Here is a 12,639-nt window from a genome sequence, read left to right as displayed (position 1 = left end):
GGCTACTTGGGGACCTCGGCGAGCTTGCGCAGCTCCTGGGTGTCGGCGACGACCTTCGCCTTGGAGACGCCCGACGTGCCGCCGGCGTCCGTCTCCAGGATGATCACCGCGGACGAGCTGTCGGCCCAGGCGCAGACCCCGGCGGGCTGGCCGCCCAGATCGGTGGTGCCGCAGGACATCCGGCCGCCGAACGAGCCGGTGTCCACGTCGCTGCGGTCGGTGACCGGGACGCCGAAGCTGCTGATCAGGATGTCGACCTGCTTGGACGGGAACAGCACGTGGCCGGTCAGACCGGACACCACCAGCATCTGCGTCTCGTCCGAGGAGCGGTAGATGCCGCTGACCGGCTCCGGGTTGGTGAACGAGCCCTTCTCCGAGGACAGTCCGCTCTGCAGCATGTCGGCCAGACGCTTGGCGTCCGCGTCCGCCGGGTCGCTGGTCAGGTCGTGGAAGGACGGCGGCAGGGCGATCTTGTTCTTGCCGGTGTCGGCCGCGGTGTCGTAGATCAGGTAACCGATCACGCTCGCGCCGCCGAGCACCACTGCGGCCACCACGGACAGGCCGATCCACAGGCCCTTGCGGGACTTCTTGGCCACCGGCACGCCGGGCGGGTAGTAGCCGGCGGGGGCGCCGGGCGGGAATCCCTGCGGCGGCACACCGCCGCCGCCCCACGGCTGCTGCGGTGCGGCCGGCTGTCCCCAGCCGCCCTGGGGTGCGCCGGGCGCGCCCTGCGGGGGTATCTGGCCGTCCTGGGCGGGCGACCCGAAGCCGGGCTGCGGCGGGCCGAACTGGTTGTCGGACACGGGGGCTCCGTTCGAGCGTGAACTACGGGGTGGCGAGGCCTACTTGGCGGCGGTCGCGGCGTCGCGGAACTGGCGGGCGCGGGCCGCGGCCTCGGTGGAGGTGATGCTCTTGCCGCTGGCGTCCATGGAGACGAACGCGACCACACCGATGGTGGAGTGGCTGGCGAACATGCAGATCGGGATGCCCGGCGAGGCCTTGCCGGTGCCGTTGTCGGAGGAGCCCACGCCGCAGCGGAGCTTGGCGCCCGGGTCGTTCGGGTCGTTCGCGTCGACGTCCGTCAGCTGCTCCTTCCAGACCGGCTTGTCCGAAGCGGCCTCGCCGTCGCCCTCGTTGATCTTCTGGGCGGCGAGGTCGAGCGCCTTGGCCGGGTCCGGGACCTTGCCCCAGGAGCCGCTGAAGCTGGCCACGTCGGTGGCGGTCTTCTGGTACGTCGCGCTGATCGAGCCCTCGAAGGTGCCGATGCCGTCCAGGCCCGTCAGCTGGCCCTTCTCGGAGGCGTTCTTCTGGGTGTAGCCCGCCACGCTCTGCGGCGCCGTCAGCTTGTACTTGCCCGCGGTGTCCGAGCCCTTGGAGCCGCTCAGCGCGTACCAGGCGCCACCGCCGGCGGCGGCCAGCACCAGGACCACCACCAGGGCGATGATGCCGCCCTTGCCCTTGGACGGGGCGGGCGGCGGCGGGAAGCCGCCGTAGCCGGGCTGCCCGGGCTGACCCGGCTGCTGGGGCATGCCGCCCCACTGCTGCGGGGGCGGGGGCGCCTGCTGCGGGTAGCCGTACCCGGGCTGTCCGGCCGGCGGCTGGGGAGCGCCGTAGCCGGGCTGCCCGTCGGTGGGCTGCGGGGCGCCGTAGACCGGGGCCGGCGGCTGGGGAGCACCGTACGCGGGCGGTTGCGGGGCGCCGTACGCCGGCGGTTGCGGGGCTCCGTACGCGGGCGGCTGGGGGGCGCCGTAGGCCGGCGGCTGCTGCGGGGCGCCGTAGCCGGGCTGCGGCGGGGGAGCGCCATACGGCTGCTGCGGCTGCCCCTGCGGATACTGCTGTGGTCCCTGGCCCTGGCCGTACATATGTCTTTTCTCCCCCGCCGCCCCAGTGGGCGGCCCCGTCCGGTCGACTATGCGGGCACGCTACCGTACGGCCCCCCGGCCCGCCCGGTCGGTTGCTGCACTGCCGGGTCACAACCGCTGCCCCAACTTCCGTAAACTGTGCGTCGTGACCGACACGACGAACCAGCGCCCCGTGAGCAACAACCCCGGGGACGAAGCAGCCACCCTCCCGACGACCTACACCCCCGCGGACGTAGAGGGCGAGCTGTACGAGCGCTGGGTAGAGCGTGGCTACTTCACCGCGGACGCCAAGAGCGACAAGCCCCCGTTCACCATCGTCATCCCGCCGCCGAACGTCACCGGCAGCCTGCACCTGGGCCACGCCTTCGAGCACACGCTGATCGACGCGCTGGTCCGCCGCAAGCGGATGCAGGGCTACGAGGCGCTGTGGCAGCCCGGCATGGACCACGCGGGCATCGCCACCCAGAACGTGGTCGAGCGCGAGCTCGCCAAGGAGGGCAAGTCCCGCCACGACCTGGGCCGCGAGGCCTTCGTCGAGCGCGTCTGGAAGTGGAAGGCGGAGTCCGGCGGCCAGATCTCCGGCCAGATGCGGCGCCTGGGCGACGGCGTGGACTGGTCCCGCGAGCGCTTCACCATGGACGAGGGCCTGTCCCAGGCCGTCCAGACCATCTTCAAGAAGCTCTTCGACGAGGAGCTGATCTACCGCGCCGAGCGCATCATCAACTGGTGCCCGCGCTGCCTGACCGCCATCTCGGACATCGAGGTGGAGTACCAGGACGACGACGGCGAGCTGGTCTCGATCCGCTACGGCGACGGCGAGAACTCGATCGTCGTGGCCACCACCCGCGCCGAGACGATGCTGGGCGACACCGCGGTCGCCGTCCACCCGGACGACGAGCGCTACCGGCACATGGTCGGCACCGAGATCGAGCTGCCGCTGACCGGCCGCCGGATCCCGATCGTCGCCGACGCCCATGTCGACCCGGAGTTCGGCACCGGCGCCGTCAAGGTGACCCCGGCGCACGACCCCAACGACTTCGAGATCGGCCAGCGCCACAACCTGCCGAACGTCGCGGTCATGGACGAGCACGCGGTCATCACCGTGCACGGCCCGTTCCTCGGCCTGGACCGCCTGGAGGCCCGCTCGGCGATCGTCGCCGCGCTGCGCGCCGAGGGCCGGATCGTCGCCGAGAAGCGCCCGTACGTCCACTCGGTGGGCCACTGCTCGCGCTGCAAGACCACCATCGAGCCGCGGCTGTCCATGCAGTGGTGGGTCAAGGTCGGCCCGCTGGCCGAGGCCGCCGGCGACGCCGTCCGCGACGGCAAGGTCAAGATCCACCCGCAGGAGATGGAGAAGCGGTACTTCGACTGGGTCGACAACCTGCACGACTGGTGCATCTCGCGCCAGCTCTGGTGGGGTCACCGCATCCCGGTCTGGTACGGCCCGAACGGCGAGATCGTCTGCGTCGGCCCGGACGAGCAGCCCCCCACCGGCGAGGGCTGGCACCAGGACACCGACGTCCTGGACACCTGGTTCTCCTCCGGCCTGTGGCCGTTCTCCACGCTCGGCTGGCCGGAGCAGACCGAGAGCCTCGCGAAGTTCTACCCGAACTCCGTCCTGGTGACCGGCTACGACATCCTGTTCTTCTGGGTCGCCCGGATGATGATGTTCGGCCTCTACGCGATGGACGGCACCCCGCCGTTCCACACCATCGCGCTGCACGGCATGGTCCGTGACCAGAACGGCAAGAAGATGTCGAAGTCCTTCGGCAACGTGGTCAACCCGCTGGACTGGATGGACAAGTACGGCTCCGACGCGCTGCGCTTCACGCTGGCCCGCGGCGCCAACCCGGGCGTCGACGTGCCGATCGGCGAGGACTGGGTCCAGGCGGCCCGCAACTTCGCCAACAAGATCTGGAACGCCACCCGCTTCGCGCTGATGAACGGCGCCACCGTCGAGGGCCCGCTGCCCGCGGCGGAGGAGCTGACCGCGTCCGACCGCTGGATCCTGTCGCGCCTGGGCAGCACCGTCGCCGAGGTGGACGCGCTGTACGAGGACTACCAGTTCTCCAAGCTCTCCGAGGCGCTGTACCACTTCGCCTGGGACGAGGTCTTCGACTGGTACGTCGAGCTCTCCAAGACCACCCTGGCCAAGGGCGGCCCGCAGGCCGACGCCACCCGCCGGGTGCTCGGCGAGGTCCTGGACGTCACCCTGCGGCTGCTGCACCCGATCGTGCCGTTCGTCACCGAGGCCCTGTGGACCACGCTGACCGGCGCCGAGTCCGTGGTCATCGCCGACTGGCCGACCGACAGCGGCTTCCGCGACACCGCGGCCGAGGCCGAGATCGCCACCCTCCAGCAGGTGGTCACCGAGGTCCGCCGGTTCCGCACCGAACAGGGCCTCAAGCCGGGCCAGCGCGTCCCGGCCGCCCTGGAGCTGGACGGCACCGCGCTGGCCGCCCACGAGGACGCGATCCGCTCGCTGCTGCGTCTGACCGCGCCCGAGGACGGCTTCCACGCCACCGCCTCGCTGCCGGTCGCCGGCGCCACCGTGTCGCTCGACCTGTCCGGCACCATCGACGTGCCGGCCGAGCGCAAGCGCCTGCAGAAGGACCTCGCGGCCGCCGAGAAGGAGAAGGCGCAGACCGCCGGCAAGCTCGGCAACGAGGCCTTCCTGGCCAAGGCGCCGGACGAGGTGGTCGCCAAGATCCGGGTCCGGATGGAGACCGCCGAGGCCGACATCGCCCGGATCACCGCCCAGCTCGCGGCGCTGCCGCAGGGCTGATCGCGCGTCAGGAAGGGTCGCTGCTCCCGCACCGCGGGGCGGCGGCCCTTCGCCTTTTCCGAGTTGGGGCCGTCGGGTTGTCAATTCCCTTGGCCGCGCGTCGTCGTAACGGTTTCGCTGCGGCTATTCATCGTGCATTCCCGGCAATTGGCGCACTCCGCCAAAGGGAATACGTCGCGTTGCCGCCCCCCGCGCGTTCAGCGAACTTCGTACATCGAATGTGTACGGTGGGCGGAGTTCCCATTCGGGCGGGGCATCGAACGGAGGGCAGACGCATGGTGGCGACCAGGGAGTTGGCCGACGAACTTCCGATGGAGGAGGTGGAGGCGGCCAAGGCCCGGGCGGCGACCCTCCTGCTGGCATTCCGGCACGGAAACCAGCTCGCCTTCGACACCGAACTCGACCTGCTGCTCGCCGCGAACGCCGAGCGCGAGACGACCACCCTGCTGGTGTGGATCGCCGCCGAGGCGGTCCGCAAGGCGTACGCCCCCGACGTCGCCGACCGGGTGCTGCGCGGCCTGGCCCGGCGCGCCCCGTACGGCGTCGCCGAGGTCGCGGTGGACGAGGAGGCGGCGAGCGCCGCGCAGTTGCTGGAGGCCGTCGCCGACGGGGACGTCGCGGCGGTCCGCGCCCTGGTGGCCGGCACGCCCGACACCACCTACCTGCTGGGCGGCCTGGTGCAGGCGGTGGCGATGATGCTGCCGCTGCTCCCGGACGGCGAGGCCGAGGAGATCGGCGCCGAACTGCGCCGCCGGCACGCCGCCCGACTGCCCACACCCCGCGTCACCACGTGACGGATCGTCACTGCCCGGGCCCGGCGGGGTGTCTCCCGCCGGGCCCGGCGCCGTCCGGCCGTTACGGCATGGCGTGCAGGTGGGAGCCGATGGTGTTCGCGATGCCGCCGCCCGCGAGGGCGTCCCAGTTGGTCGACCAGGTCATCGCGCCGCCGATCCCCGGCCAGGTCTTCGCGGGCTTGTAGGAGCCGCAGTTGGTGCCGGCGGCGAGGCAGTCCAGCGCCGCGTTCACGGTCGCCGGGCTGGTGTAGCCGCCACCCGCCGCACTGGTGGAGGCGGGCACCCCGAGGCCGACCTGGCTCGGGTCGAGGCCGCCCTGCAACTGGATGCAGGCCAGGCCGGTGAGGAAGTTCTCGGTGCCCTGCGAGTACACGCCGCCGTCGCAGCCGAGCATCGCGCCGGAGTTGTAGTACTGCATGTTGACGATGGTCAGGATGTCCTTGGTGGCCAGCGCCAACTTGAAGTACTCGGTGCCGGTGGACTGCATGTCGATGGTCTGCGGAGCCATCGTCAGCACGAACCCGGCCCCCACCTTGGCGGCGAGAGTGTGCAACGCCTGTGCCATGTAAGTGGAGTTGACGCCGTTCTCCAGGTCGATGTCGATCCCGTCGAATCCATAAGTCTGGATCAGGCTGTACGCGGAGTTGGCGAAGTTGGTCGCCGCGGCCGAACTCGCCACCGACACCGTGCCGTTCTGCCCGCCGACCGAAATGATCACCTTCTTGCCGGCCGCCCGCTTGGCCGCGATGTCGGCCTTGAACTGCGCGTCGGTGTACCCGTTCAGCTTCGAGGACAGTGCCGGGTCCAGGGTGAACGAGATCCCGCCCTGGGTGCCGGTGGCGTCCGCGAACGCCACCGCGATGATGTCGTACGCCGCCGGGACGTCACTGATCCGCTGCGGGGTCGCGCCGTTGTAGAAGTTCTGCCAGTAGCCGGTCAGCCGGTGCTTCTGCCCGGGCGGCGGCGGGGTGGTGTTCGAGCTGCTGGGCGAGGGCGAGGGCGAGGGCGACGGCGACGAGGAGGTCGACGTCGACGGGGACGGCGAGGCGGAGTCCGACGGCTTCGGCGTCACCGAGCCGGAGCCCGAGCCGGACGGGCTGGGCGAGCCGGTGCCCGGGCCGACCATCGAGACCTTGTCCACCAGGTACGCGGACTGCCCGTACCAGCCGTGGAACCACACCTGCACCGAGGTGGTGGACGCGCCCGTGGTGAAGGTCGAAGTGAGCGTGTTCCACCCGGTGTTGGAGCTCCAGGTGGACGGGTCGGCGCCGCCGGTGCCGGTCGCGCCCAGGAACACGTACGTGCCCTGCGCCACCGCGGACAGGGTGTACGTCGAGTTGGGCAGCACGGTGACCTGCTGGCTGCAGTTGGCGTAGTCGGAGCCGGCCGGGGTGCCCTGCAGGTCCCAGCCGGTGGCGGAGTTGTTCACCGGGGCGACGGTCGGGCCGCAGGTCCACGGCGCGATGTGGTTCGCGGACGAGAAGTCGCCGTTCTGGATCACGTCCACGTTCGCGGCGGTGGCCGTCCCGGCGCCGGTCAGCACCATGCCGACCAGGGCCAACGCGGCCGACAGCAGCCCGGCGAGCAGCGCCCGCGCGCCGCGCGGGTCTCGATGTGGTGCACGCATGCCATCTCCATGTGGGGGAGTGTCGATGGGGGTGCGGTGCGGGGAGCGGGAGCGACTCACACGGTGGACTGGACCAATTCCGGTGTCAAGAGGGCGGGTCGGGGGAACGTCGCCCCGCCGCCGGCAGCGGGGCGATCCGCAGGAAGAACAGGTCCGTACCAATCGGGCTCACCGGCCGTCTGCCACCCCGGCCGTGGTCCTCGGACCCGTCGGCCCGGGACTTCGGTCCCGGTTTCGCGGGCTCCGGGGTGGCCGTCGGGGCCGCGCGTCGGGAGTCCTTAGACTGGCGGGGTGAGCGACAAGGCCGAGCCCAACCCCTATACCGTCCGTCCCGCCGACGCCGGCGGCACCGACTCCGAACTGCGCGCCGTCGAGGCCGAGCTGGCCACCCGCTGGCCGGAGAACAAGCTGGAGCCCTCGCTCGACCGGATCGAGGCGCTGATGGACATCCTCGGCCAGCCGCAGCGCTCCTACCCGTCCATCCACATCACCGGCACCAACGGCAAGACCTCCACCGCCCGGATGATCGAGCAGCTGCTCGGCGCCTTCGAACTGCGCACCGGCCGCTACACCTCCCCGCACGTGGAGTCCGTCACCGAGCGGATCAGCCTGGACGGGGTGCCGATCAGCCCCGAGATGTTCGTCGAGACCTACCGCGACATCGCGCCGTACGTGCAGATGGTCGACGCGGCGCAGCCGGTCGCGATGTCCTTCTTCGAGGTGCTCACCGGCATGGCCTACGCGGCCTTCGCGGACGCCCCGGTGGACGTCGCGGTGGTCGAGGTCGGCATGGGCGGCTCCTGGGACGCCACCAACGTGATCGACGCCCAGGTGTCGGTGATCACCCCGATCGGCCTGGACCACACCGACAAGCTAGGCGACACCACCGGCAAGATCGCGGTCGAGAAGTCCGGCATCATCAAGCCGGGCGCGCTCGCCGTGGTCGCCCAGCAGCAGCTGGACGCCGCCGAGACCATCCTGCGCCGGGCCGTCGAGGTGGACGCCACGGTCGCCCGCGAGGGCATGGAGTTCGGCGTGCTGCGCCGCGAGGTCGCCATCGGCGGCCAGCTGGTCACCCTGCGCGGCCTCGGCGGCCACGAGTACCAGGACATCTTCCTCCCGCTGCACGGCGACCACCAGGCGCAGAACGCGGCCCTCGCGCTGAGCGCCGTCGAGGCGTTCTTCGGCGTCGGCCAGGCCGGCGCCGAGCACCTGGACGAGGACAAGGTCCGGCAGGCGTTCTCCGGCGTCTCCTCGCCGGGCCGCCTGGAGGTGGTGCGCCGCAGCCCCACCGTCATCCTGGACGCCGCGCACAACCCGCACGGCGCGCAGGCCGCGGTCTCCGCGCTGGGCGAGGCGTTCGGCTTCACCAAGCTGGTCGGCGTGATCGGCACCAGCGGCGACAAGGACGTCAGCGGCCTGCTGGAGGCCTTCGAGCCGATCCTCGCCGAGGTCGTCATCACGCAGAACTCCACCCACCGCGCGATGCCCGTCGACGAGCTGGCCGCGCTCGCCGTCGAGGTGTTCGGCGAGGACCGCGTGCAGGTCGAGCCCCGGCTGGACGACGCCATCGACGTCGCGGTCACCCTCGCCGAGGAGGAGGACCTCGGCGGCGCCGGCGTCCTGGTCACCGGCTCCGTCATCACGGTGGGCGAGGCGCGCCTGCTGTTCGGAAGGAAGAAGTAGCCGCCGATGCGCACCCTGTGCTCCTCCACCCTGATCGGCGAGGCGCTGCTGATCATGTTCGCCGGCCTGGTCGCGATGAAGCTGACCGACGTCGGCACCGGCACCATCTGGACGGTCAGCGCCATCGCCATCGCGCTGTGCGTGCTGCTGTGCGGCGTGATCACCCGCCCCGGCGCGGTCTGGGTCGGCTGGGCGCTCCAACTCGGCGTGCTGGCCAGCGGCTTGGTGCTGCCGACGATGTACGCCTTCGGCGTGGTGTTCGGCGCCCTGTGGTGGTGCTCGGTGCACTACGGCCGCAAGATCGACGAGTTCAAGGCGCAGCGCGAGGCGGCGGCCGCGGCCGCCGCCTGACCGGGCCGGGAACCGGGACGGCCACCGGGCCGGGGTAGTGTCAGGTGCACACACCGCACCGCCGACGACCTCAGGAGCCGCCCCGTGTCCCAGCGCACTCTCGTCCTGCTCAAGCCCGACGCCGTGAAGCGCGGCCTGGCCGGCGAGATCATCAGCCGGATCGAGCGCAAGGCCGGCTGGCGCTTCGCTGCGATGGAGCTTCGCACCTTCGACCGGGGCACCCTGGAGCAGCACTACGCCGAGCACGTCGGCCGTCCGTTCTACGAGCCGCTGCTGGAGTTCATGACCACCGGCCCGTCGATCGCGCTGATCGTCGAGGGCGAGAACGTGATCCCGGGCATCCGCGCGCTGGCCGGTGCCACCGACCCGCTGCAGGCGGGCGCGGGCACCATCCGCGGCGACTACGCGACGATCACCCGCGAGAACCTGATCCACGCCTCGGACTCGCCCGAGTCGGCCGAGCGCGAGATCAAGATCTTCTTCCCGGCGCACGTCTGAGAACGGCCTGCGAGGACCCGGTAGGGGTCCTGCACGGCCCGGTGCCCCTGCCTCGGCAGGGGCACTTCGCCCAACTGGGCGTTAATCCTCAAATCACGGAACCCTACTCTCCGACACGGCGTCCCAATGCCAGGAGAAGCCGATACGTCCCCGGAGAATGGGCGGCACGCCGTACCCGCCGCTCGTCATGTCCCGGCGTGATTACGATGGACCCCAACTCATGGGCTCGGAACGGCTGCTCAGCCGCCGTCAGCCCCGCTGCGGGCCCGCGCGGCCGACTCTCTCCCCCCGCCCTTGATCCACATTAGGGAAGGCACTCGACATCCCATGGCGAACAACCTGTCGTTTCTCGGCCGGGACCTGGCGATCGACCTCGGCACCGCGAACACACTGGTGTACGTCCGGGGCAAGGGCATCGTGCTGAACGAGCCGTCGGTGGTCGCGGTGAACACCAATACCGGCGGAATCCTCGCGGTGGGCGCCGAGGCCAAGCAGATGATCGGCCGCACGCCCGGCAACATCGTGGCGATCCGCCCGCTGAAGGACGGCGTGATCGCCGACTTCGAGATCACCGAGCGGATGCTGCGGTACTTCATCCTGAAGATCCACCGCCGCCGCTACCTGGCCCGCCCCCGGGTCGTGGTCTGCGTACCGTCCGGCATCACCGGCGTCGAGCGCCGCGCCGTGGTGGAGGCCAGCATGCTGGCCGGCGCCCGCCAGGTGCACATCATCGAGGAGCCGATGGCCGCCGCGATCGGCGCCGGCCTGCCGGTGCACGAGCCGACCGGCAACATGGTCGTCGACATCGGCGGCGGCACCACCGAGGTCGCGGTGATCTCGCTCGGCGGCATCGTCACCGCCCAGTCGCTGCGGGTGGCCGGTGACGAGCTGGACAACGCGATCGTCCAGCACATCAAGAAGGAGTACAGCCTGCTGCTGGGCGAGCGCAGCGCCGAGCAGATCAAGATGTCGATCGGCTCCGCGTTCGGCCTGGACGGCGAGAAGGACGAGCACGCCGAGATCCGCGGCCGCGACCTGGTCTCCGGCCTGCCGAAGACCGTGGTGATCTCCGCCGCCGAGGTCCGCGAGGCCATCGACGAGCCGGTGAACTCGATCATCGACGCGGTGAAGACCACCCTCGACCAGTGCCCGCCGGAGCTCGCCGGCGACGTGATGGACCGCGGCATCGTACTCACCGGCGGCGGCGCCCTGCTGCGCGGCCTGGACGAGCGGCTGCGCCGGGAGACCGGCATGCCGGTGCACATCGCCGAGAACCCGCTCGACTCGGTGGCCCTGGGGGCAGGCAAGTGCGTCGAGGAGTTCGAGGCACTGCAGCAGGTACTCGACGCACAGCCGCGTCGCTAGACAACTTTCCAACTGAACAACGGACAGAGCTGATGGACCGGCAGACGGACAACCGGCACGAAGGGGCGGCAGCAGCACCGTGAGGGACACCCGACAGAGTCGACTACTGCTGGTCCTACTGGTCGCGCTCGCATTCGCCCTGATCACCGTCGACATCAAGGGCGGCCAGGACTCGCCGCTCGGCGCTCCGCGCCGGGCGGCGGCTTCCGTGCTCGGCCCGGTGGAGAAGGCCGCGGCCGGAGCCGTCGACCCGGTCGCCGGATACATCCGGGCGATCCGCGACGCGGGCACGCACCAGCAGCGTCTGGACCAGATCACCCGGGAGAACACCGATCTGCGCCAGAAGCTGGCCTCCTCGGACGCTGCGGCCGGCCGCACCAAGCAGCTGGACGACATGCTGCGCACCGCCGGCACCGGCGGCTACACCGTCAAGGCCGCGCAGGTGATCGCGATCGGCGCGGCCCAGGGCTTCTCCTGGACCATCACCATCGACGCCGGCAGCGACGACGGCCTGACCCGCGACATGACCGTCATCGACGGCCAGGGCCTGGTCGGCCGGATCACCACCGTCGCCCCGACCACCGCCACCGTGCTGCTGGCCTCCGACCCCGGCTTCACCGCCGGCGTCCGGCTGGAGGGCAACAACGAGATCGGCTTCGCGGCCGGTCAGGGCGCCTCGCCGATGAAGATCGAGCTGCTGAACGGCCGCGCCCAGGTGAAGGCCGGCGACCGGCTGGTCACCTTCGGCTCGCAGAGCGGACGCCCGTTCGTCCCCGGCGTGCCGGTCGGCACCGTCAAGGAGGTGCAGGCCACCCCGGGCCAGCTCACCAAGACCATCCTGGTCGAGCCGTACGTGCAGTTCACCCGTCTCGACCTGGTCGGCGTGGTGGTCGTGCCGCCGCGCACCGACCCGCGGGACGCCGTGCTGCCGCCCGTCCCCGCCGCCTCCTCCGGCGCCGCGGGCAACCCGCAGGCACCGATCGCCGCCACACCGCCCACCACCGGGGGGAACTGATGTTTCGTCCGTCTCGGATCCTGCTGTCCGCCGTCCTGCTGGTGCTCGCCCTGGTGATCCAGGTCAGCATCCTCGGCCGGCTCCAACTGCCCGGCGCCACCCCGGACCTGCTGATGCTGGTGGTGGTCGGCCTGGGCCTGGTGTACGGCTCCGCCGGCGGCTGCCTGACGGGCTTCGCCGCCGGCCTGCTGGCCGACCTGGCCCCGCCGTCCGACCACGCGGTCGGCCGGTACGCGCTGGTGCTCTGCCTGGTCGGCTACGGCGCCGGGCTGCTCCGTCCGGAGGCCGGCCGACAGCGTTCCGCGCTCAGCGCGATCGGTGTGGTGGCGGTCGCCGCGGTGGTCTCCACCCTGCTGTACGCCACCATCGGCGCCCTGGTCGGCGACACCGCGGCCCGGCACGTCGGCCTGACCGGCCTCGTGGTCAGCGCCCTGCTGTACGACGTCCTGCTGGCCCCGTTCACGGTGCCCCTGGTGATGCTGCTGGCCCGCCGGCTCGACGGCGACCGGGTGGTCAACGAGACGCTGCGCGGAGCGGACGGCGGCTCCGGCCTCGGCGCGCTGGCCCGCTACCGCACCACCCGCGAGACCTCGCCCACCCCCTCCTACAAGAAGAAGCGCGCGCTCGGCCTCGCCAAGCGCCCCTGAGCCGGGACG

At 71.4% G+C, this 12,639-nt stretch carries 11 protein-coding genes; 8 read left to right on the top strand and 3 right to left on the bottom strand.

Annotation, left to right across the window (positions count from 1 at the left end):
- Positions 1–2 precede the first annotated feature (2 nt).
- Both AMK19_RS16635 and AMK19_RS16630 read right to left on the bottom strand, forming a co-directional pair.
- The gene (locus tag AMK19_RS16635; protein WP_073812374.1) at positions 3–803 is read right to left on the bottom strand and encodes a hypothetical protein; all 801 of its coding nucleotides are present in this window, start codon (positions 801–803) and stop codon (positions 3–5) included.
- A 39-nt stretch (positions 804–842) separates the two neighbouring features.
- Entirely contained in the window at positions 843–1,862 is a 1,020-nt protein-coding gene (locus AMK19_RS16630; protein WP_073812372.1) for a resistance to Congo red protein, read from the bottom strand.
- A 145-nt stretch (positions 1,863–2,007) separates the two neighbouring features.
- Between AMK19_RS16630 and AMK19_RS16625 the strand changes: the two genes are divergently transcribed.
- Positions 2,008–4,647 carry a valine--tRNA ligase gene (locus AMK19_RS16625; RefSeq protein ID WP_073812370.1) on the top strand — a complete coding sequence of 880 codons (2,640 nt, stop codon included), beginning with the start codon at positions 2,008–2,010 and terminating at the stop codon, positions 4,645–4,647.
- A 275-nt stretch (positions 4,648–4,922) separates the two neighbouring features.
- Positions 4,923–5,441 (top strand): hypothetical protein, encoded by a 519-nt coding sequence (locus tag AMK19_RS16620; protein ID WP_073812367.1) that lies wholly within the window; start codon positions 4,923–4,925, stop codon positions 5,439–5,441.
- Between the two features lie 61 nt (positions 5,442–5,502).
- Here AMK19_RS16620 and AMK19_RS16615 read toward each other — a convergent pair whose 3' ends face one another.
- Positions 5,503–7,068 carry a chitinase gene (locus tag AMK19_RS16615; RefSeq protein WP_073812365.1) on the bottom strand — a complete coding sequence of 522 codons (1,566 nt, stop codon included), beginning with the start codon at positions 7,066–7,068 and terminating at the stop codon, positions 5,503–5,505.
- Positions 7,069–7,359: 291 nt separating this feature from the next.
- Here AMK19_RS16615 and folC point away from each other — a divergent pair, with 291 nt between their 5' ends.
- The 6 genes from folC to mreD all read left to right on the top strand — a co-directional run bounded on the left by folC (position 7,360) and on the right by mreD (position 12,630).
- The gene (folC, locus tag AMK19_RS16610) at positions 7,360–8,754 is read left to right on the top strand and encodes a bifunctional tetrahydrofolate synthase/dihydrofolate synthase (protein ID WP_073812362.1); all 1,395 of its coding nucleotides are present in this window, start codon (positions 7,360–7,362) and stop codon (positions 8,752–8,754) included.
- A 6-nt stretch (positions 8,755–8,760) separates the two neighbouring features.
- Positions 8,761–9,105, top strand: a complete 345-nt coding sequence (locus tag AMK19_RS16605; RefSeq protein WP_073812360.1) for a DUF4233 domain-containing protein — start codon at positions 8,761–8,763, stop codon at positions 9,103–9,105.
- 84 nt (positions 9,106–9,189) lie between these two features.
- On the top strand, positions 9,190–9,603 hold the full coding sequence (ndk, locus tag AMK19_RS16600) for a nucleoside-diphosphate kinase (RefSeq protein WP_073812357.1): 414 nt from the start codon (positions 9,190–9,192) through the stop codon (positions 9,601–9,603).
- A gap of 339 nt (positions 9,604–9,942) precedes the next feature.
- On the top strand, positions 9,943–10,968 hold the full coding sequence (locus AMK19_RS16595; RefSeq protein WP_073812510.1) for a rod shape-determining protein: 1,026 nt from the start codon (positions 9,943–9,945) through the stop codon (positions 10,966–10,968).
- A gap of 79 nt (positions 10,969–11,047) precedes the next feature.
- Positions 11,048–11,983, top strand: coding sequence for a rod shape-determining protein MreC (gene mreC / locus AMK19_RS16590; protein ID WP_073812354.1), 936 nt, complete (start codon positions 11,048–11,050; stop codon positions 11,981–11,983).
- On the top strand, positions 11,983–12,630 hold the full coding sequence (gene mreD, locus AMK19_RS16585; RefSeq protein ID WP_073812352.1) for a rod shape-determining protein MreD: 648 nt from the start codon (positions 11,983–11,985) through the stop codon (positions 12,628–12,630). Before mreC ends, mreD begins: the two co-directional genes overlap by 1 nt.
- The last annotated feature ends 9 nt before the right edge of the window (positions 12,631–12,639 follow it).

The organism is Kitasatospora sp. CB01950 (genome assembly GCF_001905465.1).
Taxonomy (GTDB): Bacteria; Actinomycetota; Actinomycetes; order Streptomycetales; family Streptomycetaceae; genus Kitasatospora.
This window is presented reverse-complemented; position numbering and strand designations above follow the sequence as displayed.